This window comes from Muricoccus pecuniae (genome assembly GCF_014199205.1).
GTDB lineage: Bacteria > Pseudomonadota > Alphaproteobacteria > Acetobacterales > Acetobacteraceae > Roseomonas > Roseomonas pecuniae.
Map to the genome: position 1 here is coordinate 47,286 of NZ_JACIJD010000020.1, position 21,570 is coordinate 68,855.

Sequence of the window (21,570 nt, forward strand, 5' to 3'; positions counted from 1 at the left end):
TCTCAGGTTCAGAATTCCTTCCAATCATCCTCGGCAGGGTTAGCAGCACGGGCGGCTGGGGCTCGCTTCGCAACCGGCGCGGCAGGCCTGGTCGGCGACACCGACACGCGCTCGCCCAGGCTCGGGCCACCTTGCCAGGTCGGCAGCACAAAGCCCGCCACCATCTGCGCCAGGGACTGCGTCTGCTCCTCCATGGACTTGGCCGCTGCAGCAGCTTCCTCCACAAGAGCCGCGTTCTGCTGCGTGATCTTGTCCATCTGCGAGACGGCAGTATTGACCTGCTCGATCCCAGAACTCTGCTCCTGCGAGGCCGCAGAAATTTCGGCCATGATGTCCGTCACACGCCGGACGGAGGTCACGATCTCGTCCATGGTCTGCCCGGCAGAGGTGACGAGCTTGGATCCGCTATCCACCTTCTCAACAGAGTCGGAGATGAGTGCCTTGATCTCCTTCGCTGCATTGGCGCTGCGCTGCGCGAGGTTCCTCACTTCCGCAGCCACGACCGCGAATCCACGCCCCTGCTCACCGGCCCTTGCTGCCTCGACCGCGGCGTTCAGCGCGAGAATATTCGTCTGGAAGGCGATCTCATCAATGACGCCGATGATATCACTGATCTTGCGGCTGGAATGAGTGATCGCGTCCATGGTCCGGACGACTTCCGTGACCACCATGCCACCCCGCGTGGCGATCTCGGAGGCTGACGTCGCAAGCTTGTTGGCCTGCTGGGCACTGTCTGCATTCTGGCGGACCGTCGTCGTCAGCTCCTCCAGGCTGGCGGAGGTCTCCTCCAGGCTCGCGGCCTGCTCCTCCGTCCGCTGCGAAAGGTCGGTGTTTCCCATGGCGATCTCGCGCGATGCCACGCTGATCGTGCCGCAGCTCTCCGAGATCGTGGCAACCACCTCAGCCATCGTATCAAGCATGCCGTTGACGCCGGCACAGAGCTGACCGATCTCACCCGCCTTGCCAGCAAGCGATATTCGCTGGCTCAGATCGTTTGCCTGGGCCGCAGTGACAATTGCCTGGGTCTCGCCGACAGCCCTCTTGAGGGCCTCACCCATTTCGACCTGGACTTCCATCGTGTCCAGCATGCTGTTGATGCCGGCGCAAAGGCGGCCGATTGCCCCCTCAACACCTTCGGTCGGGATACGGCGGGAGAAGTCATTACGCTGAGCCGCTGCGACGATCTCCTCCGTCCGGTCAACCGCGCGCGCCAGGGTATCCGCCGCACGCCGCTGCGCCGTGATATCGGTCGCGTACTTGACGACTTTGAACAGCTTACCACTCAGGTCGAGAATGGGATTATAGCTCGCCTGAATCCAAATCTCCCGACCGCCCTTGGTGAGACGTTTGTACTGCCCCGCATCGTACTCGCCCCGCGCCAGCTTTTCCCAGAACATCTTGTATTCGACGCTCTGCCGCTCGGTCGGCTCCACGAACATGCTGTGGTGCTGGCCCCGTACCTCGTCCAGCGAATAACCGAGGGTCGTCAGGAAGTTCGCGTTCGCGTGCAGAATTCGTCCGTCCAGGCCGAACTCAATCACCGCCTGTGCCTTGTCAATCGCGGCAAGCTGACCGGCGAAGTTCGCGGACTCCATCTTCTGCGCCGTGATATCAGTCGCGTACTTGACGACTTTGAACGGCTTGCCACTCAGGTCGAGAATGGGATTGTAGCTTGCCTGAATCCAGATCTCCCGGCCGCCCTTGGCGAGACGCTTGTACTGTCCCGCATCGTACTCGCCCCGCGCCAGCTTCTCCCAGAACATCTTGTATTCGACGCTCTGCCGCTCGGTCGGCTCCACGAACATGCTGTGGTGCTGGCCCCGCACCTCGTCCAGCGAATAACCGAGGGTCGTCAGGAAGTTCGCGTTCGCGTGCAGAATTCGTCCGTCCAGGCCGAACTCAATCACCGCCTGCGCCTTGTCAATCGCGGCAAGCTGACCTTTCGCATCCGCTTCGAAAGCGCGCTGTTCCGTAAGATCCTGTCCCATCAGAACGATCTTGTTTACGCGACCATCATCGCCTTGCACGGGGATGGCGGAGAGACGCAGCAATCGTTCCTGCTTCTCGCTGGAGGAGTGGCGCAGGGTTACCGCCGCCGCAGATCCGCGAAGAGCACACTCCAGGAATTCCCGGTACTCCGGAGCGCCACGCTCCCCCTCACTCAACAATGCGGCATAGGATCGGCCGCGCATCAGGTCAGCTGTGGTGCTCAGCAACGTGGCAAACGCAAGGTTAGCGTCCAGAACCGTGCCATCCGGTCCAAGCTCCACCATAGGCAGAGCTTGCTCGAATGCCGCCAGGAGTATTTCCATATCCCGCACGGCTTCCCGGCGGTCACGCTGGCTGCGGCGCTCAAGAAAGCTCACGGCCGGCTTGGCCTGTGTGGTTCGGCTCACGAACATCGGGGGTCTCCGCGTCTCTATGATGTCTGTATCAAATCGCCGCAGCGCCAATTAGGCAGCCAACGCGGCCGTATCTTCCCGGGGACGCTCGCTCTTCAGCGCACTGTCCTCGGTGATGTTGAGGAGCTTCTCTAGCGCCACCAACGCGACCATACCGCGCTCCAGGGGCACAAGGCCCGATAGAAGCCTGTCCGGACCGCCGGCACCTATCTCAGGCACAGGCCTGATGTCGCTGACATCAACGGTGATGATGTCGGAGACGGCATCGACCAACAGCCCCACCGTCCGTTCCATCGTCTGAATGATGACTACAACATGCATTGGGCCAGGCATCGTTGGTGCCATGCCGAACCGTGCACGCAAGTCCAGGATTGGGACGATCACGCCGCGGAGATTGATGACGCCTCGTATCCAGGATGGCGCATTCGGGATAGCAGTTGTCTCAGTCCAACCCTTGATCTCGCGAACGGACATGATGTCGATGCCGTACTCGGCATCATTCAACGCGCAGGTGATGTACTGCCCCGTTGCCATGCCTGCTCCGTCCGCCGGCGCTTTCAGGGTGCCTGCCACAGCCTCGATGTTCATCGGTGCGTTCATCGGAGTTCCCTAGTGTGACGGGGGTTGAGGCGAGGGGATGGTGATCGTTTGAGACGCGCCCCGAACAGGGCCAATCCCTCCGAGCGCGGGGACGTCAAGGATCAGCGCTACACGGCCATCGCCGAGGATGGTCGCCCCGGCCACCCCGTCGACCGGCCCATAATTGGCTTCTAGGCTCTTCACAACGACCTGCTGCTGGCCAAGCAGGTCGTCCACGATGAGGCCCAACCTTCCGGCCCTATCCGTCTCGACGATGACGACGATCCCCCGGGACGGATCCGGCTCGGCATCCGGGACGGCGAACCGCAGATGAAGCGGGAGAAGGGGAATGTAGGCGCCCCGTATGGCCAGCACCTGCCCCGAGCCGATCACGTCGTGGATTTGCTCCTTCTGCGGCCTCAGGCTTTCGACAATGGAAGTGATCGGCAGGATGTAGGCCTGTGCGCCGACGGACACGACAAGTCCGTCGAGCACTGCCAGCGTCAGTGGAAGCGACAGAACGAATCGAGAGCCGGAGCCGAGCCGCGACTCCACGGCAATCCGGCCACCGAGCGCCTCGATGTTGCGCCTGACCACATCCATTCCGACACCCCGTCCCGAAACCTCGGACACGGCTGCGGCGGTGGAGAAGCCCGGGAGGAAGATGAGTTCATCGATTTCCGAGTCGTTGAGCACGGCGTCCTGCCTCACCAGGCCACGCTCCTTGGCCCGGTCGAGAACACGGGCTCGATCGATCCCACGGCCGTCATCGGACATTTCGATGATGATGCGCCCGCTGCGCTGCTCTGCGCTTAGATGCACAGTACCCTGGCGAGGCTTGCCGCCGGCAGCACGCTGCTCCGGCGGCTCGATCCCATGGTCGAGCGCGTTGCGCAGGAGGTGCGTGAGCGGGTCTGCGAGTTGCTCGACAACGGTCTTGTCGATCTCTGTCATCTCGCCCGTGACAACCAGCCGCACCTCCTTGCCAAGCTGCGCCGAGAGCTCCCGCACGAGGCGTGGCATCCGCGAGAATACCGATTTCACCGGCTGCGTGCGGATGGCCATCACCCCCTCCTGCAACTCCCGCAAGTGCTGGGAGAGGGTCTCTAGCCCCCCTATCAAACCGGGGCATATGTCGGGCGGCAGGGCGCTTCCGACCTGCATCAGCATCGCCTGGTTGATCACCAGCTCGCCGACGAGGTTTACCAGCCGGTCGATCTTGGACACGTCAACGCGGACAGATTGCGGCGCCGGGGCATTCGCATCAGATCTCAGCGCTGGGACGGCGTCGCCCTGCACGACAGCAGAGGGGGATTTCCGCTCGTCGAGCTCGAACTTCTCCTTCGCCGCCGGCGCGAGTGGCTCGATCCGCAGGTCACAATCGTCAGCGACGAATTCGAAAACCTCCTCGACCGCTAGACGCGGCACCGCGCCCTCAAGCGTGAGGTTCCAGCCGAGATAGGCGTCCTCAGGCTCCATCCGATCCAGGGAGGGGAGCTTACCGGCATCGACGGACAGCTTTACGGGACCCAGCGTCCGTAATTCACGAACGAGGTGCAGGGGCTCGCTGGCGTTCCGAAAGAGAGCTGCATGGGGTTGGAACAGAATCCGCCATCCCTCACCCACTGCCTCTTGAGGCTCGTCCGTCCTCGGGCTTGGCGCCGGCTCGGACGGTGCCGAGACGGCATGGAACTGCTGGATCAACTCTTCCGTCAGCCCCTCCGGGGCAGGCTCCCCTACCCGCTCTGCGGAGAGAAGGTCGGAAAGGGCGTCGGTCCCACGCAGAAGGAGCGCCAGGAGATCCGGATCCAGCGTAACCAACCCGTCACGGGCCCGGTCGAGAAGGGTCTCCATCACATGTGCCAGGCCGATCATGCGATCGAGACCGAAGGCACCTCCGCCGCCCTTGATGGAATGAATGGCGCGGAAGAGCGCGTGCACCGTCTCGGCATCGCTCCGCCCCTCAGCCAGCGCGGCGAGCTGGGCGTAGGCGCTCTCCAGCAGCTCGGCGCTCTCCTCGAAGAAGGTAGCGCGGAGATGGTCGAAGTTCATGCCGGCTCAGCCCGCCACACGCTTGACCACGTCGATCAGCTTCGCGGGATCGAAAGGCTTGACGAGCCATCCGGTCGCGCCCGCGCTCTTTCCCTCGGCCTTCTTCGATGCGTCCGACTCCGTGGTGAGCATCAGGATGGGCAGTGCACGCCACTTCGGATCCGCACGCAGCGTGCGGATCAGCGTCACGCCGTCCATCTTCGGCATGTTCAGATCGGTGATCACCACATCCACCGGCGAAGTGCGCAGCACGGCCAGCGCGGCTTGGCCGTCCTCCGCCTCGAGCACCTCGAAGCCCGCCTTCCCAAGGGTAAAGGCCACCATCTCCCGCATCGTCCGGCTGTCATCCACAGCCATCACTCGCTTGGCCATCTCAATCACCCATCGGAATCATCGCGGTCAGGCCAAGATCGGCGACCGCCTCGGACAGCACCTGCGAAGGAGCCCGAACATGGAAGCCGCGGCCGGCGGCCAGCGCTGCGGCGGCACCGGCCGCGAGCACCTGGAGGCAAGCGGTGGACACCCGCTCGACCTCGCCTCCATCCAGCAGCACTGGACCGGCCGGAACACGCTCGCGAAGAGCACGGCACAGCGGCTCGGCCGCGGTCAGGTCCAGCACGGCCGGCAGGACCAGAGGCATTTCCGACAGCCCAACCTCCGCCGCGGCCCCTTCCTCTGACATCAGTCCGGTTACTCCCGCCTCATCCAGGCTTCGCGCCCGGAAATCGGCGCCACCTTGCCGGGACGTCGTTAGCGCCGCCTTAAAGGCGTTCACTTTCCCGCGCTCCGTGCGCCAATCGCCTCAGAACAGCTCGATGTCGCCGGCGTCGGAGTCGTCCTCGGGTGCGTCGCTGTCGTCACGGATGCGCGCCAGGAAGCGTTGGCGCACGCTGCTCAGCGACTGACGGTCCAGCATGCGCTGAAGCAGGGCATGGTCGATGCTGGCCTCCTCCCGGAGCAGCGGCACCGCTTCCAGGGACTCGCGCCTGAGCCGCTCGGTCGCCTCGCCCAGGGTGCAGACGACCTCGCGGAGATGGTCGAGATGCTGCGTCGTGCGGTCCTGGAACTGTGCGCCGGTCACGAGCATCGACACGGTGCCCGCGATCTCCGCCGAGGCCTCGAGCGCCTCGGCGAGTACGGAGGACAGGGCATCGTTCTGGGTCACGATCCCCGAGAGCACGGCGTTCAGCTCCTGCCGCGTGCGCGCCTGGGTGGCCCCATCGATGCCGGCGATCGCCTCGAGCTCGGCATGCGCACCCCTCACGCCCCGGGCGACGGCGGCGATCCTCTCACCCACCATGCGGGATGTCTCGTCCGTCTCGCGCGAGAGCTCCTTCAGCTCGTGCGCGATCACCTTGAAGGTGCCGCCCGACCCTTCGGCGCGCTGCGCCTCGATGGCGGCGTTCAGCGCGACGAAGCGGGCCTGCTTGTTGATGGTGCCGATCCGGGCGACGCACTGCTCCGCGCCGGCCACCTCGGCCGTGACCTCGTTCAGCACGGCCACCATCCGCCCGGCCTGCTCCGAGACCTGGCCCAGCGTGTCGATGGCGTGGGCGAGCGCGATCTCCACGAGACGAGTGGCCTCGGCGAGCGGCACGGCCCTCCCGGAGACCGTCACGGTTTTCGCGATCTCCGCGATTCGCTCGACCCGGCTCGTCTGCGCCTGGGCGGCGGCCGTCAGCTCCCGGAAACGCGCACTCAGATCCACCGTGCTGCGCTCGATCAGGCCGGTGGATTCGCTCAGCTCCTCCGCGATCGCCACGAAGGCGCGGCGCTCGGTCTCGCCCAGCTCCAGCCAGCGGGCGAGCAGATCCAGGGCGCCGCCATCGGGCGGGGCGTCGGCCCCGGGGCGGGAATCGGCGGCGAGTGGGGCATGCACGACGGACGGGAACCCTTCCAAATCGAAGGGGTCTCTTAGGCGCCCGGGGCAGAACAGAAGGTTAAGGCTTCGCCGGGGCTGGCGCGGAGGGCCTCAGTCCGAGAAGAAATCCGGCAGCGGCCGCGGCGGCGGTGGGCTGCCGCGCATGGCCGTCCTCACCACCAGCTCCAGGGCTTCGAGGAAGCGCGAGCGGTTCTGGGCGCCGAAGGCCGCGTGGCGGGTCTCCTGCCCGGTCTCCCTAAGATGGCGGGACACCTCCCGCCCGGCGAGGGCGCCGCCGATATTGTCCGTGTCCCAGACCTTCCCGCCCGGCGCGATCGCGAGCCCCCCGGCCGCGAGGCAGCGCGAGGCGAGGGGGATGTCGGCCGTGACGCAGACGTCGTTCGGCCGGACCGCCTCCGCGATCCAGTCGTCGGCCGCGTCCGCCCCCTCGGCCACGATCACGCGCCGGACCCAGTCGGGCAGCCGCACCCCGCGCGAGCCGTTGGAGACGACGGTCACCGCCAGCCCGTGCCGCGAGGCGACGCGGAAGACCTCGTCGCGGACGGGGCAGGCATCCCCGTCCACATAGACGTGCGGCGCGCTCAGACGAGACCGTCCGCGATGTCGCGCTCGACCAGCGCGGGGTCGCGCTGCGCCGGATTGCCCATGCCGCCTCCCCCGGGCAGGAGGAGGCGCAGCCGCTTGCCCCGGGGAATGACCTGGAAGCCCTTCGTCCGGAGCAACGTGCCGTCCGTCAGCCCGACCCAGCCCGGCGCCCCGTCCCCGCCGCCGTCGCGGCCGCGCGGGGGATTCCCAACACGGTCGAAGATGGCGTTCACGGCGAACTCGGCATCGCCCTTCGCGCCGATCTCCATCACCTGCCCCAGCCCGCCGCGGGTGCGGCCGGCGCCGCCGGAGCCCGGGCGCAGCTCCTTCTTCCAGAAGATCACGGGAGCCACGTTCTCCGTCGCCTCCACCGGCATGGTGCGGACGCCGGAGGGAAAGGCGGTGCCGTCCAGCCCGTCCCTCCCCGGCCGGGCGCCCGTGCCGCCGGAGTTGAAGGTGATGACCTCGAAATCCGGCAGCTCGGCCTCGGCGCCGCTCACCTGCCCGCCCCCGCGGAGCGGCGGGTTCCAGAGGCAGGAGGAGCCCTCGGCCGTCACGCGGTCCGGCACGGCCTGGTGCAGGCAGCCCATCATCAGGTCCGGCAGGAGCTGGCCGACGACGTGGCGCACGGCTACCGGGAAGGGCCGCGGGGCGTTGAGGATGCAGCCCTCCGGGATCTCCATGCGGAAGGGCAGCAGCGAGGCCCAGTTGTTCGGCACCTCGGGCGCGACGACGCATTTGATGCCGAAGCAGGCATAGGCGCGCGTATAGGCCGCCGGCACGTTGATGCCGCGCCCGGAGAGGCCGGAGGTGCCGGCATAGTCCACCGCGATGTGGTCGCCCGCGATCGTCATCCGCGCGCGGAGCGTAACCGGCGCCTCGTAGCCGTCCGAGCGGATCTCGGCCGCGTACTCGCCGCGCGGCAGCTCCGCGATGGCGGCCAGCGTCGCGCGGGAGGAGGCGTCGAAGATCGATTCGGCGAGGTCGTCGAGCGACTCCATGCCGAACTCGTCCATCATCTCCACCAGCCGGCGCGCGCCCGCGTCGTTGCAGGCGCAGAGGGAGTAGACATCGCCCTCCAGCTCGGCCGGCGTGCGCGTGCCGGCGCGGAGGATGTCGAAGAAGGTCTCGTTCGCGCGCCCCTGGTCGAAGCACTTCACGATGGGGATGTAGAGCCCTTCCTCGAAGACAGAGCGCCCTTCCGGCCCCATGCCGAGCCCACCGACATCGATGACATGCGCGGTGTTCGCGAAAAGGCCGACGATCTTCCCGTTCCGGAAGGCGGGCGTCACCACCGTCAGGTCGTGCAGATGGCCCGTGCCGAGCCAGGGGTCGTTGGTGATGTAGTGGTCGCCCGCCTTCATCCCCTCCGCCGGGAACTTGGCGAGGAAGTGGCCGACGGACTCCATCATGGAGTTCACATGGCCCGGCGTGCCCGTGACGGCCTGGGCGAGCATCCGCCCGCGCAGGTCGAAGATGCCGGCCGAGAGATCGCCCGCCTCGCGCACCGTGGTGCTGAAGGCGGTGCGGATCATGATCTGCGCCTGCTCCTCCACCACGGCGATCAGGCGGTTCCATTGAATTTGGCGCTGGATGGAGGCGAGGGCCTCGGAAGGGGCGTCAGTCATCGCGTCAGCTCCAGATATCCGAGCCCATCCATCCGGCATGTCCACCCCGGCCCGACCAGCGTGCTCGTCTCCGCCTCGGTCACGATGCAGGGGCCGGCGACGGTCGCGCCCGGCGCGAAGGCCTCGCGATCGTAGACGGGCCAGTCCGAGACCTCGCCCCGCGCCGTGTCCCGCACGGCCTGGTGGCGGATGGGCGCGGGGCCGGGCGCCGCCTCCACCTCGGCCACGGGCTCGGGCGTTTCCACCCTCGTCGCCACGGTCACGGCGAAGGAGAGGATCTCCACGTCGCTGCCCGGCACCGGGCGGTCGTAGAAGGTGGCGTATTCGCGGTCATAGGCGGCGCGCACGGCCTCCACATCCGCGGCCTCCATCGCCGTCACCGGCAGTTCCACCGCGATCTCATGGCCCTGGCCGACATAGCGCATATAGGCGATGCGGCGCTCCACCAGCCCCGCCCCGAAGGCGCCATCGGCCACCACGCGCCGCGCCTCGGCGGACATCTCCGCCAGCAGCGCGTTGACGGCGGGGAGGTCGAAGCTGCGGAAGCGCTGGTAGAGGCTCCGCACGACCTCGTAGCCCACGGGGGCACGCAGGAAACCGATGGCCGAGCCAACCCCCGCGCCCGAGGGCACGAGAAGCCGGTTCACGCCGATCTTCTCCGCCACGCGATAGCCGTGCACCGGACCGCCGCCGCCGAAGGCGATGACGGCACGGCCGTCATAGCCCTTGCCGCTCTCGATGGCGTGGACGCGCGCGGCATTGGCCATGTTCTCGTCCACCACCTCCACCACGCCGAGCGCGGCCATCTCCGGCGCGAGGCCGAGCGCGCCGAGCGAGGCGTCCATCGCGGCGCGCGAGGCCTCGGGATGGAGGGAGAGGCTGCCGCCCGCGAAGCTCGCGGGATCGTAGCGGCCGAGCAGGAGGTTCGCGTCCGTCACCGCCGGCTTCGCCCCGCCGCGGCCGTAGCAGGCCGGGCCCGGATCGGCCCCCGCGCTCTCCGGCCCGACCTGGATGCGGCCGAGCGCGTCCACCGAGGCGATGGAGCCGCCGCCCGCGCCGATCTCGACCATCTCGATCACGGGGATGCGGAGCGGCAGGCCGGAGCCCTTCTTGAAGCGGCCGATGCGGGCCACCTCGAAGGTCCGGGCCGTCTGCGGCGCGAAGTCGTCGATGAGGCAGACCTTCGCCGTGGTGCCCCCCATGTCGAAGGAGAGCACGCGGTCCCAGCCCTTCTGCCGGGCGACATGGGCGGAGAAGATGGCGCCGCCCGCCGGGCCGCTCTCGACCAGCCGGATGGGGAAGCGCGCGGCCGTCTCGAGCGTGGTCAGCCCGCCGCCGGAGAGCATGAGGTAGAGCGGGGCGGCGAAGCCCGCCTCGGCCAGCCCCGCCCTGAGGCGGTGCAGGTAGCCCATCATCAGCGGCTGGACATAGGCATTGGCGGCGGTGGTGGAGAAGCGCTCCCACTCCCGCATCTCCGGGCTCACCTCGCTCGACAGCGAGACCGGGAGTTCCGGCCATTCCTCCCGCACGATCTCCGCCGCGCGCCGCTCATGCGCGGGGTTCACGAAGGCGTGCAGGAAGCCGATGGCGAGGCTCTCGATCCCCTCCCCGCGCATGAAGGCCACGGCGTCCCGCACGGCGCCCTCGTCCAGCGGCAGCAGCACGCGCCCCTCATTGTCCAGCCGTTCCGGCACGGGCCGGCGCCAGCGGCGGGGAACGAGGGGCTGCGGCAGGGTGATGTTCAGGTCGTACTGGTCGTAGCGGCTCTCATTGCCGAGCGCGAGGACGTCGCGGAAGCCCTCGGTGGTCAGCAGGGCGGTGCGCGCGCCCTTGCGCTCGATCACCGCATTGGTCGCCAGCGTCGTGCCGTGGATGAACAGCGCGACGTCGGACGGCCCCATCCCCGCCTTGGCGAGCACCGCGCGGATGCCCTCCAGCACGCCCCTCTCGGGCGCGGCTGACGTGGTGAGCACCTTCGCCGTCCAGCGCTCGATGCCGCCCTGGTCGTCTGCGCGCTCCAGCGCCAGATCGGTGAAGGTGCCGCCGATATCCGCGGCTAGTCGCGCTCCCGTCACCCCTCAGAAGCCCCGGACCACGCCGCCATCCACGCGCAGGATCGTGCCGGTGATGTAGGAACCCGCATCGGAGGCGAGGAAGGCGGCCGCCTTCCCGAACTCCTCGGGGGTGCCGTAGCGGCGCATGGGGATCGTCTTCTCCCGGTCCGCGATCACCTGCTCCGGCGTCTTCCCTTGCTTCGAGGCGGCGGCACCCGCCAGCTCGATGCTGCGATCCGTGCGGATGGCGCCGGGGGCGATGATGTTCACCGTCACCCCGTCCGGGCCCACCTCGTCGGCCAGGGTCTTCGCCCAGCCCACGATATTGGCGCGCAGCACGTTGGAGAGGGCGAGGTTCGGCAGGGGCTGCACCATGCCCGTGCTGCCGACCGCGATGATCCGCCCGAAGCCCTGCGCCCGCATGGCCGGCAGCACCTTGTTCGCCATGCGGATCGGCGAGAGCACGATGCGGCGGAACCAGGTCTCCAGCGCCTCCTCCGTGAGGTCGGAGGCCGTGCCGGCGGGCGGGCCGCCATGGTTCAGCACGAGGATGTCGAGCCCTCCCAGGGCGGCCATCGCGCCCTCGGCCAGGGCGTCCATGTCCTCGCCCTTGGCGACATCGGCGGCGAAGGGGTGGACGGCCGTGGCGCCCATGCCCGTCAGGGCCTCGCAGACCGGGCGGAGCCGCTCCACCTCGCGCCCGGAGATGGCCAGCGCCGCGCCGTCGGCGGCGAGCGCCTCGGCGATGGCCCGGCCCAGGCCCTTGGAAGCGCCCATTACCAGCGCCCTCTTGCCGCGCAGACCGAGTTCCATCCGAAACCTCCTCCGATTCAAGGGCCCGGACCCTGAACCCGCCTCCCCTCCCTGGCAAGATCGGGTCCCCTCCCCTCGCCGGGTTTGGCAAGCGGGGCCGCCCCATGCATCCTCCCGGGATGAGCCGCCCCACCCTGCTCCTGACCCGCCGCTTCCCCGACGCGGTGGAGACCCGCGCCGCGAGGGATTACGAAATCCGACGGCCCGAGGGGCCGGACCGAACTCTCGACCCCGCCGCCCTCCTCGCCGCCGCCGGGGGCTGCGACGGCATCCTCTGCGCCGCCGGAGACGGGCTGGATGCCGACACCCTCGCGCGCCTGCCGGAGAGCGTGCGGATCCTCGCCACCTTCAGCGTCGGCACCGACCACATCGCGCTGGATGCCGCCCGCGCGCGCGGCATCGCCGTGACGAACACGCCCGATGTGCTGAGCGTGGCCACCGCCGAGATCGCGATGCTGCTGATCCTCATGTGCGCCCGCCGGGCCGGCGAGGCCGAGCGGCTGCTGCGCGCCCGCGAGTGGGCGGGCTGGGCGCCCACCCAGCTCATGGGTGTGACGCTGGAGGGCAAGCGCCTGGGCATCCTCGGCATGGGGCGGATCGGGCGGGAGCTGGCGCGCATGGCGCGCGGCATGGGCATGCGGATCCACTACCGCAACCGCACCCGCCTGGCCCTTGATGAGGAGGAGGGCGCCACCTTCCACGGGGAGGACGACGCCTTCCTGGCCGCCTGCGACGTGCTCTCCATGCACATCCCCGGCGGGGCCGCCACATCGGGCTGGCTGAACGCCGCGCGCATCGCCACCCTGCCCCGCGGCGCGATCGTGGTGAATACCGGGCGCGGCACGACGGTGGACGACGCGGCGCTGTGCGAGGCGCTGCATTCCGGCCATCTGCGCGCGGCGGGGCTCGATGTCTTCGCCGGGGAGCCCGCGATCTTCGAGGGCTATCACAGCGCGCCGAACGTCACCCTTCTCCCGCATCTCGGCAGCGCCACGATTGAGACGCGCGACGCCATGGGGTTCCGCTGCCTCGACAATCTCGACGCGGTGCTGCTGCGCGACGCCGAGCCGCCCCACCGCGTCGCCTGAAGAGGGCCGCCGATGCTCTTCGATTTCGCGGCCCTCCCGAAGAAGGACCGCTACAAGCTGGTGGTCTCGACCATCGTGCCGCGCCCGATCGCCTGGATGGTGACGCAGGACGCAGAAGGGCGCGTCAACGCCGCCCCCTTCTCCTTCTTCAACGTCTTCAGCAACGACCCCGTGGTGGTGGGCATCGGCGTCGGCGCCCGCGGCATGGGCGGCGAGGAGCGGGCGGAGTTCAAGGACACGCTGGCCAATCTGGAGGCGACGGGCGAGTTCACCGTCTGCATGGTGAGCGAGGAAACGGCGGAGGCGATGAACGTCACCGCCGCGGACTTCCCGCCGGGAGTGGACGAGTTGGAGCGCGCCGGCCTCACCACCGCGCCATCCGCCAAGGTCGGCCCGCCGCGGATCGCCGAGAGCCCCGTCGCCCTCGAGTGCCGGGTGTGGCAGACCATCCCGATCGGCACCCACCGCCTGGTGCTGGGCGAGGTGCTGGCCGTGCATGTCCGGGACGACTGCATGCTCGACCCCAGGCGCCTCTACGTCGATACGCCGAAGCTGAACCTCATCGGCCGGATGCATGGAGGCGGCTGGTACGCCCGCACCACGGACCGCTTCGAGCTGCGGCGGGTGACGGTGGATGAGGCCGAGGCGAGGCGGGAGGGGCGTTCCGCACCATAGGCCGGGATATGCCCCGCCCGCGGTGACGGCGGTGCGGTTTTGTGCTAGTTTTGTTCCATGCAGATCTATCTCGCCGGGCCGGAGGTCTTCCTGCCGGATGCCGAAGACGTGGCCAATGCCAAGCGGGCGATCTGCGCCCGCCACGGGGCCACGGGCGTCTTCCCGACCGATCCAGTCCACTGCCCCGAGGCCGATGCCTCCCCCGAGGGCTGGCTCGCGATCTATCTCCGCAACGAGGCCCATATCCGCCGCGCCGACGCCCTGATCGCCAATCTTACGCCCTTCCGGGGGCCCTCCGCGGATGCTGGCACGGTCTACGAGTTGGGCTTCATGCGCGCCCTCGGGCGTCCGGTGGCGGGCTACGCCAATACGAGGACGCCCTTCACCGAGCGCACCCGCTCCTTTCTCGGCCCCTCCGCCCGGCGCCGGCCGGACGGTGGGTGGGAGGATGGAGAGGGTCTGCACCTCGAATCCTTCGGGCTGCACGACAACCTGATGATCGATGGCGGCCTGCGCGCCGCCGGCGGCCCGCTGGTCACGCGAGAGGTGGCCGAGGCCGACCGCTGGCGGGACCTCACCGCCTTCGAGGCCGCCCTCCGGGCCTTGCTGAAATCGGCCTGACCCCGCTTGCCGAGATGGCGCGCGGCCCCTATACCCCGGCGCCACGGGACAGGTGGCCGAGCGGTCGAAGGCGCGCGCCTGGAAAGTGCGTATAGGTCAAAAGCCTATCGTGGGTTCGAATCCCACCCTGTCCGCCAGTCACGCCACACATGTTCTCTCCAGCCGGTCCGCCGACGCCGCGAGGCGCGTGCTTCCTGCTGCTCCAGCCCCAGATCCGTCCTCGAGCAGCCAGGGATTGCGCTCAAGGGGCCAGCACCGCTTGTTCAGACCATCGATGGACGGCCGACTTCTCCCATGCGGTCGTCGCCTCTGGGCTGCCAACCGGCGAGAGGGGCTGGCACTACGCTTCGCGGCCCGCCTGGATCCTTACCCGGCCTGAATGCCGGCGGCCCGGATGAGCCGCCCCCATTTGTCGATTTCCCCACCCACGAAGCTGCGGAAGTCATTGGGTGGAAGCACGCCCGCGCTGGCCCCCAGCGCCGCCAGCCGCTCGCGCAGCCCAGGTTCCTTCAGCACGCTGTCCAGCACCGCGGCGAGCTGTGCGGCGATGGTCGGCGGCGTGCCGGCGGGCGCGAACAGGCCGTGCCATTCCAGGCTCTCGTAGCCCGGCAGCGTGTCGGCCACCGCGGGCACGCCGGGCAGGCGTGCCACCGGCTCCCGCCCGGTATGGGCGATGACGCGCACCCCCTCCTGCCCGTGGAGCGGGAGGGCGGAGGTCGCGGTGGAGACGATCATGCCGATGCGCCCCGCGCGCAGGTCGTTCTGCGCCGCCGGGGTGTCGCGGTAGGGCACGTGGACGATCTCGGTGCCGGCCGTGCGGTTGAACAGCTCCAGCGCCAGGTGCTGGGAGGAACCGGTGCCGGTGCTCGCGCAGGTGATCTCGCCCGGCTTCGCCTTGGCCAGTGCGACCAGCTCCGGCACCGTGGCGGCGGGGCAGCCGGGGCCGAGCAGCAGCACGTTGGGCACCGTGACGATGCGCGCCACGGGCAGGAAATCCCGTCGCGCATCATAGGGCAGTCGCGGCATGAGCGCGGGGTTGATGGCGAAGCCGCTGGCGTCGTCCAGCAGCGTGTAGCCGTCCGGCCTGGACTGCGCCACGGCACTGGCGGCGATGGTGCCGCCGGCCCCGGCGCGGTTCTCCACCACCACGGGCTGGCCGAGCGCCTCCGAGACCCGCGGAAAGACCAGCCGCGCCACCGTATCCACCGCGCCGCCAGCGCCGTAGGAGACGATCAGCCTCACCGGCCGTGCCGGATAGGGCTCCTGCGCCAGCAGCGGCAGCGGCAGCGATCCGGCCGCAAGCATGGCGACCGCCTTCCTGCGTGACATCGTCATCCCTGTCCCCTCCCCTCCTGTCCCGCTGCTTCAGCCGCGCACGATGCCGGCGGCGCGCAAGCGCGCCAGTTCGGCCTCGCCCAAGGCCGGGCGCAGGATCTCGTCGTTGTGCTCGCCGAGCTTCGGCGCCGGACGGGCCAGCACGCCGGGCGTGGCGGACAGCCGGGGCACCATGCCGTGCATCGGCACGAAGCCGTCGGGCATGTCGTCGTCGGGCACCTCGATCAGCGCCTCGCGTTCCGCCACGAAGGAGTCTTGCAGCAGGTCGGCGGCGTCCATGATCGGGCCGATGGTGACGCCGGCCTTGTCGAAATGCTCCAGCACCTCGGCCTTGTTGCGCTCCCCGATGAAGCTGCCGATGATGCCGTCCAGCTCCTGCCAGTTGCGCAGCCGGTCCGGGTTGGTGCGGAAGCGCGGATCCTCGATCAGCTCCGGCCGCCCGATCGAGCGCAGCAGCTTCTCCGTCATCCCCTGGGTGGAGGAGGACAGGCAGACCCAGCCGCCATCGCGCGTGCGATAGGCGTTGCGCGGCGCGGTGTTGGTGCTGCGGCTCCCCGTCCGCTGCTTGGTGCGGCCGGTCAGGCGGTAATTGGCAGCCTGCGGGTCCATCACCGCCAGCATGGGGTCGATCAGCGAGAGGTCGATCACCTGCCCCTGCCCCGTCCGCTCGGCATGGCGCAGCGCGATGGTGGCGGAGGCCGCGCCAAGGATGCCGGCGTAGCAGTCGCCCATGAACATCGGCGGCAGCACCGGCTCCCGGTCCGCGAAGCCGTTCACGGCAGCGAAGCCCGAATAGCCTTCGACCAGCGTGCCGAAGCCGGGCTTGTGGCGATAGGGCCCGTCCTGGCCCCAGCCGCTAATGCGCACGATCACCAGCGCGGGGTTGATCGCGTGGAGCACCTCCGGCGCCAGCCCCATCAGCTCCAGCACGCCGGGGCGGAAGCTTTCCAACAGGATCGCGGCGTCCTTCGCCAGCGCGCGCACCACCGCCTGCGCTTCCGGGTTCCGCAGGTCCAGGCAGATGCTCTTCTTGTTCCGGGACCAGCTCTTCCAGGATGTCTCGACGCCCTGAACCTTCCAGGCGCGCAGCGTGTCGCCTTCGGGCGGCTCCACCTTCACCACCTCGGCGCCATGGTCGGCCAGCACCATGCTCAGCGTGTTCCCGGCCACCAGCCGGGACAGGTCCAGCACGCGCACCCCGTGCAACGGGCCGCGCGCGGCGGGGTCGAAGGCCTTGCGGTGCAGGCGGGAAGGCGCGTGCCGGTCCATGGTCAGTCGATCCGGATGTTGGCGGCGGTGGCGACCCCCTTCCAGCGGGCGATGTCCTCCCTCAGGAAGGCATCGAACTCGCCGGACGAGCGGGGAGACGGCTCGGCGCCCTCGCCGCGCAGGTACTGGGCCAGCCGGCCCTCGCCCAGCGCCTCGTTGGCGACCGCGTTCAGCTTCTCCACGATCTCGCGCGGGGTGCCGCGGCGGGCCAGCAGCCCCCACCAGATCTCCGCGCTGTAGTCGAGGCCGCTCTCCCCAGGGGTCGGCGCCTGCGGGCCGCTGGCCGGGCGCGCCCCGGAGGTCCAGCCGAGGACCTTCACGCTGCCATCCCGCACCAGCCCGGCCGCCGAGGGCACGGTGGTGAACAGGATCTGGATGGTGCCGGAAACAAGATCCGTGGTGGCCGGGCCCATGCCGCGATAGGGGATGTGCACGAGCTTCAGCCCGCCCGCCCTCTGCGCGAACAGCTCGGCGGAGAGCTGGTTGATGCTGCCCGGCCCTGCCGAGCCGTAATCGACCTTGCCGGGGTTGGCGCGGATGTATTCCACCGCTTCCCTGAGATTGCCGGCAGGAAAGGACTTGGTCGCCAGCACCAGCAGCGGCGCCGTGGCCGCGAGCGCCACGCCCTCGAAGTCGCCGATGGCGTCGTAGGGCGTGGCCTGCGTCGCCGCGCTGGTGGCGAAGGTCGACGAGGTGACGAGCAGCGTGTAGCCGTCCGGCGCCGCCCGGGCGACCTCGCCGGAGCCGAGGGTGCTGCCCGCACCGGGCTTGTTCTCCACGACGAAGGGCTGGCCCAGGCGGCGCTGGAGGTGCTCGGCCAGCGGCCGCGCCACCGCGTCGTTGGAGCCGCCGGGGGTAAAGGGCACCACCACGCGCACGCTCCGGCTGGGCCAGGCGCCCTGCGCGCGGGCGAGGCGCGGCAGCACGAGCGGCGCGGCCAGGGCGCCGGCGAGCATCCCACGGCGTCGAATTGCGAAGTCCATCCCTGTTTCCTCCACTGCTTTTGCTGTCATGCGGCGGCCGCGAGACCCAGGCGCCGGGCCAGCGCCAGGACGGCGCGGGCGCTGGCGGCGAAGGGGGCGTCCACCATCTGCCCGTCCACCGTATAGGCGCCGATGCCCCTGGCCTCCGCTTCCTCCGCCGCCGCGACGATGCGCATCGCGCGGGCGATCTCCGCCTCGCCCGGCTGGAAGGCGGCGTTCACGACGGCGATCTGGCTGGGATGGATGCAGGACTTCCCGGCAAGGCCGAGCCTGCGGGAGGCCTCGGCCTCCGCGCGGCAGCGCTCGGGCGAGGCGATGGCGGCCAGGGCGCCGTCGAAGGCGGGGATGCGCGCCTCGGCCGCCGCGAGCCGCACCTGCAAGCGCACATGGTGCAGCGCCGCCTCGTCGTCGCGCGCGATGCCGAAGGGCTCGAACAGGTCGCCATAGCCGATCTGCAGCCCGGTCACGCGCGGGTCGGCGAGGGCGATCCCGGCGGCCAGCCGCAGCCCGCGCGGCGTCTCGATATTCGCCAGGATGCCGCAGGGCGCGGCGCCGGCCTCGGCCTCCGCCCGCGCGATGACGGCGATGGCCTCCCGCAGCATCTCGGCGGACTCCACCATGGGCAGGTTGATGGCATCGAGCCCGGGCCCGACCAGCGCCGTCACGTCCTCGGCGAAATGCGGCGTGCCCGGCGCGTTCACGCGCACGATGTGCAGCTTCCCCGCCGCGCGCAGCGCCGGGTCGCGCAGCGCGGCGGCGACATGGCCGCGGGCCTCGGCCTTGCGCTCAGGCGCCACGGAGTCCTCGAGGTCGAAGCTCAGCGCGTCGGCAGCGGAGGCGGCGCCCTTGGCGAAGAGTTCCGGCCGCGTGCCGGGCAGGAACAGCTTGCTGCGCATGGCGTCGAGGGAGGCGAGGGTCATGGCGCGATCCTGTTCAGGCGAAGCCGTAGAGGGCGGCGGGATTGTCCACCAGGATGCGGTCGGCCAGCCGCGGGCCGGCCCATTCGGCCAGGAGGTCGAGCAGTTGGGCGTCATCGGGCTTGTGCGCCTCGGTCACGTGCGGCCAGTCGCTACCCCAGACGAGCCGCTCCGGCGCCTCGGCGATGAAGGCGCGGGCGGTGCGCCCCGCCTCCGGGTAGGGCGGGCCGGTGCGCGTGTTCAGATAGGCGCCGGACAGCTTCACCCAGGCGCGGCCGGCCTGGAGCAGCCGCGCGACGACGGCGAAGGCCGGGTGCCCCGGCCCCTCCCCCGGCGGCAGGCGGGCCATATGGTCGAACACCACGGGGCAGGGCAGGTCGGCCAGCACCCCGGCCGCGTCGAGGATCTGCGCCGCCGTCAGGTGCAGTTGCAGGTGCCAGCCCAGCGCTGCGACACGGGCGGCCATCGGCGCCAGGTCGGCCAGGGCCAGGGGGGCGTCCAGCGGATTCCACAGGCTCAGCCGCAGCCCGCGCACGCCGGCGGCGTCGAGGCGGCGGAACTCCGCGTCCGGCGCGTCGAGGGACAGCACGGCGATGCCGCGCCCATCCGGGCCGAGCTGCGCCAGCGCGTCCAGCAGGGCGGCGGGATCGGTGCCGTGGTGCTTCGCCTGCACCAGCACGGCGCGGCTGGTGCCGAGGCGACGTTGAAGCAGGCGGTAATCTGCCAGCGTCATGCCGGAGACGGGCGCCGAGCCGGGGAAGCGGCCGTCCAGGACGTGCAGGTGGGCATCGCAGGCGCCGGCGGGCACGGGGTGGCGCGGCGGCGAGATGCCCGCCGAATGCGGCACGGCACTCACGGCCCTGGAGCCCGCTGGGGCGGCGCGCATGGATCGTTCCTTCCCGTTCCGGCGCTGAGCGGGCGCCCTTTCCTGCGGCTTCCCGCGGCTCACCCCGCCACGACCTTCGGGAGCGATTGCTGCTTGAAGGAGCGCCAGGCCGCCGGCAATCCCCCCAGCGCAGCGTCGCGTCGCCATGCTGCCCCGTCGCGCAACTCGGTCACGGCAGGGCCAAGCCCCTCGTTGCTGAGGGCCAATCTCTCGGCCAGTGCCACGGCGACAGCCGCGTCATTCAGGGCTCCGAGCCTCTCCTGCAAATCCTTGCAGTGGCGCAGATAGGTCTTCAGCCGCTTGTGGCGGTGGAGCGATTCCAGGAATTCCAGGGCGTAGCGGAGTTTCTTCAGCGCCTTGCGGAGGTCGTGCAACTCCTCTTCCGGGCGGCGACGGATGTGGCGGCCACGTCGCCTGACCTCTCGGCGGAGACGCTTCTCGAGCGGGCCGGCGAGATCGCAGAGAGACCTGGCCATGGCCCCGCCATCCGCCCGTCCGGAAAGGGCCGCCGGGTCCTCGGCCCAGGCGGCAAGGCCGAGCACCGTGCGGGTCAGCGCCGGGCTCGCGAACTCGGCCCCAACCCGCGCATGCGCCGCCTCGCGCTCCCGTTCCGCCGCTCGCAGCAGGGCCCGGGCGACGAGGGGGTCCAGCCCCGTCCGTGCCAGTTCCGGCAGGGTCTGCACGCAGAACACGTCCCAGTCGCGCGCTTCGCCCAGCACCCGCCCGAGCCTCCGGAGCATGCCCGTAAAGCGTTCCTCCACTTCCGGTGCCAGGTGAGGCCGGAACAGAGCCAACAGGGCGCGCATGCGGCGGATCGCGATCCGCATCCCGTGCACCCCTTCCACCCCGCCCGCGGCCGCAGCCGGCTGGTTTGCCAGCAGCGAGGCGAGGGTAGCGCCGGACAGGCGCCGGAACGCCTCTGCTCCGCTGATGTCGGGACGCAGCGCGGGCTCGATTGCCTTCTCCGCGGCACGAGGCCGGCCCGTCAGCATCCGCCAGCCACGGTCCGACTTCGCCTCGGCCCCGAGCAGGAGGGGGATATCCGCCTGGATGGATTCGGCAAACCGATAGAGAGCGGCGGGACTGCCTTCCATCAGCTCCAGTTCCAGCTCGCGGATCGCCTCCCTCGCCCCATTGGCAAATAGCATCCCGATATCCACGACCACTTCGATGACGGCGTCGCCCTGCCGCACGGTCCGGACCGTGCGGCGCACCTCGGCCCTGAAGACCGGTTCCAGCGAATCGGATGCAACCACCGATGCCATCGGCGTCGTCGCGAGCAGGCCGGGATCGGGCGCCTCGCCGTCCACGGGCCATTCCCACTCGCCCCGACCGAAGGGGCCGTAGGCGCCGCGCAGCTTCAGTGTTTGCACCCGCTCGCCGCCGCTGTGCCTGACGCGCAAGCTCGCTCCTGCCCGAGTAAGGGCATGGCCGGGCGTGTCGAAATAGACCGTCACCTCATCCCGGACCTCGGGCGATGCATCTGCCCCGGAACGAAGGGCGGGGTGGAGATCGAGGGCGGCTTCGGCACCGTGCGGAAGGAGGAATTTGACCTCCAATTCCGTCGGCGCGGGATTGGGATGAGCGGTCATGGCCGTTTCCAACGCCGGCCTCTAGCAAGCGTTGCCGGATGAGGCGGGATGACCGACGGGGAGGACGGACGCTGCCCGGCCGGCCTGGGTTCCGGCCAGCCGGGAGAGAAAATGCGACCCCCAGCGCTATCGCGGGTTGTCGGGGGAGGACCGTGCCGCGCTGGCCGGGATGGCCGCGCGGGAGGCCGAGGTGGCCCGTTTTCGGCGCG

General features: G+C 69.8%; 19 protein-coding genes and 1 tRNA gene. 4 read left to right on the top strand and 16 right to left on the bottom strand.

What is annotated here, in order from left to right; translation table 11 throughout:
- Window positions 1-8: 8 nt before the first annotated feature.
- The 10 genes from FHS87_RS24310 to FHS87_RS18265 all read right to left on the bottom strand — a co-directional run bounded on the left by FHS87_RS24310 (window position 9) and on the right by FHS87_RS18265 (window position 11,995).
- On the bottom strand, window positions 9-2,402 hold the full coding sequence (locus tag FHS87_RS24310; protein ID WP_221300090.1) for a methyl-accepting chemotaxis protein: 2,394 nt from the start codon (window positions 2,400-2,402) through the stop codon (window positions 9-11).
- Window positions 2,403-2,453: 51 nt separating this feature from the next.
- Window positions 2,454-3,002: a chemotaxis protein CheW gene (locus tag FHS87_RS18230; RefSeq protein ID WP_246418514.1), complete on the bottom strand. Its 549-nt coding sequence runs from the start codon at window positions 3,000-3,002 to the stop codon at window positions 2,454-2,456.
- A gap of 9 nt (window positions 3,003-3,011) precedes the next feature.
- Window positions 3,012-5,033: a chemotaxis protein CheA gene (locus FHS87_RS18235; RefSeq protein WP_184520820.1), complete on the bottom strand. Its 2,022-nt coding sequence runs from the start codon at window positions 5,031-5,033 to the stop codon at window positions 3,012-3,014.
- A gap of 6 nt (window positions 5,034-5,039) precedes the next feature.
- Window positions 5,040-5,405, bottom strand: coding sequence for a response regulator (locus FHS87_RS18240; protein WP_184520821.1), 366 nt, complete (start codon window positions 5,403-5,405; stop codon window positions 5,040-5,042).
- A gap of 1 nt (window position 5,406) precedes the next feature.
- On the bottom strand, window positions 5,407-5,808 hold the full coding sequence (locus FHS87_RS18245; protein WP_184520822.1) for an STAS domain-containing protein: 402 nt from the start codon (window positions 5,806-5,808) through the stop codon (window positions 5,407-5,409).
- A 27-nt stretch (window positions 5,809-5,835) separates the two neighbouring features.
- A complete protein-coding gene (locus tag FHS87_RS18250; RefSeq protein WP_184520823.1) occupies window positions 5,836-6,933 on the bottom strand; it encodes a methyl-accepting chemotaxis protein in 1,098 nt (365 codons plus the stop codon).
- A gap of 72 nt (window positions 6,934-7,005) precedes the next feature.
- Window positions 7,006-7,479 (bottom strand): YaiI/YqxD family protein, encoded by a 474-nt coding sequence (locus FHS87_RS23895; protein ID WP_312862039.1) that lies wholly within the window; start codon window positions 7,477-7,479, stop codon window positions 7,006-7,008.
- Between the two features lie 17 nt (window positions 7,480-7,496).
- On the bottom strand, window positions 7,497-9,128 hold the full coding sequence (locus tag FHS87_RS23900) for a hydantoinase B/oxoprolinase family protein (protein WP_246418515.1): 1,632 nt from the start codon (window positions 9,126-9,128) through the stop codon (window positions 7,497-7,499).
- On the bottom strand, window positions 9,125-11,203 hold the full coding sequence (locus FHS87_RS18260; RefSeq protein ID WP_184520824.1) for a hydantoinase/oxoprolinase family protein: 2,079 nt from the start codon (window positions 11,201-11,203) through the stop codon (window positions 9,125-9,127). The genes FHS87_RS23900 and FHS87_RS18260 overlap by 4 nt, the downstream gene beginning before the upstream one ends.
- Window positions 11,204-11,206: 3 nt before the next feature.
- Window positions 11,207-11,995: an SDR family oxidoreductase gene (locus FHS87_RS18265; RefSeq protein WP_184520825.1), complete on the bottom strand. Its 789-nt coding sequence runs from the start codon at window positions 11,993-11,995 to the stop codon at window positions 11,207-11,209.
- Between the two features lie 119 nt (window positions 11,996-12,114).
- Between FHS87_RS18265 and FHS87_RS18270 the strand changes: the two genes are divergently transcribed.
- The 4 genes from FHS87_RS18270 (at window position 12,115) to FHS87_RS18285 (ending at window position 14,516) form a co-directional block, all read left to right on the top strand.
- A complete protein-coding gene (locus FHS87_RS18270; protein ID WP_184520826.1) occupies window positions 12,115-13,083 on the top strand; it encodes a 2-hydroxyacid dehydrogenase in 969 nt (322 codons plus the stop codon).
- Between the two features lie 12 nt (window positions 13,084-13,095).
- Window positions 13,096-13,758: a flavin reductase family protein gene (locus FHS87_RS18275; RefSeq protein WP_184520827.1), complete on the top strand. Its 663-nt coding sequence runs from the start codon at window positions 13,096-13,098 to the stop codon at window positions 13,756-13,758.
- A 57-nt stretch (window positions 13,759-13,815) separates the two neighbouring features.
- On the top strand, window positions 13,816-14,379 hold the full coding sequence (locus tag FHS87_RS18280) for a nucleoside 2-deoxyribosyltransferase (protein ID WP_184520828.1): 564 nt from the start codon (window positions 13,816-13,818) through the stop codon (window positions 14,377-14,379).
- Between the two features lie 46 nt (window positions 14,380-14,425).
- Window positions 14,426-14,516, top strand: a tRNA-Ser gene (locus FHS87_RS18285).
- A gap of 229 nt (window positions 14,517-14,745) precedes the next feature.
- On the opposite strand, the gene FHS87_RS18290 is transcribed toward FHS87_RS18285, so the two are convergent.
- The 6 genes from FHS87_RS18290 to FHS87_RS18315 are packed head-to-tail and all read right to left on the bottom strand — an operon-like array spanning window position 14,746 to window position 21,361.
- Window positions 14,746-15,714 (bottom strand): Bug family tripartite tricarboxylate transporter substrate binding protein, encoded by a 969-nt coding sequence (locus FHS87_RS18290; RefSeq protein WP_184520829.1) that lies wholly within the window; start codon window positions 15,712-15,714, stop codon window positions 14,746-14,748.
- 30 nt (window positions 15,715-15,744) lie between these two features.
- On the bottom strand, window positions 15,745-16,983 hold the full coding sequence (locus FHS87_RS18295) for a CaiB/BaiF CoA transferase family protein (RefSeq protein ID WP_184520830.1): 1,239 nt from the start codon (window positions 16,981-16,983) through the stop codon (window positions 15,745-15,747).
- Between the two features lie 2 nt (window positions 16,984-16,985).
- Entirely contained in the window at window positions 16,986-17,966 is a 981-nt protein-coding gene (locus tag FHS87_RS18300) for a Bug family tripartite tricarboxylate transporter substrate binding protein (protein ID WP_184520831.1), read from the bottom strand.
- A 26-nt stretch (window positions 17,967-17,992) separates the two neighbouring features.
- The gene (locus tag FHS87_RS18305; RefSeq protein ID WP_221300092.1) at window positions 17,993-18,886 is read right to left on the bottom strand and encodes an HpcH/HpaI aldolase/citrate lyase family protein; all 894 of its coding nucleotides are present in this window, start codon (window positions 18,884-18,886) and stop codon (window positions 17,993-17,995) included.
- A 13-nt stretch (window positions 18,887-18,899) separates the two neighbouring features.
- Complete coding sequence (locus tag FHS87_RS18310; protein ID WP_184520832.1) at window positions 18,900-19,769, bottom strand: amidohydrolase family protein; 870 nt, start codon at window positions 19,767-19,769, stop codon at window positions 18,900-18,902.
- 59 nt (window positions 19,770-19,828) lie between these two features.
- The gene (locus FHS87_RS18315; protein WP_184520833.1) at window positions 19,829-21,361 is read right to left on the bottom strand and encodes a CYTH and CHAD domain-containing protein; all 1,533 of its coding nucleotides are present in this window, start codon (window positions 21,359-21,361) and stop codon (window positions 19,829-19,831) included.
- Window positions 21,362-21,570 lie beyond the last annotated feature (209 nt).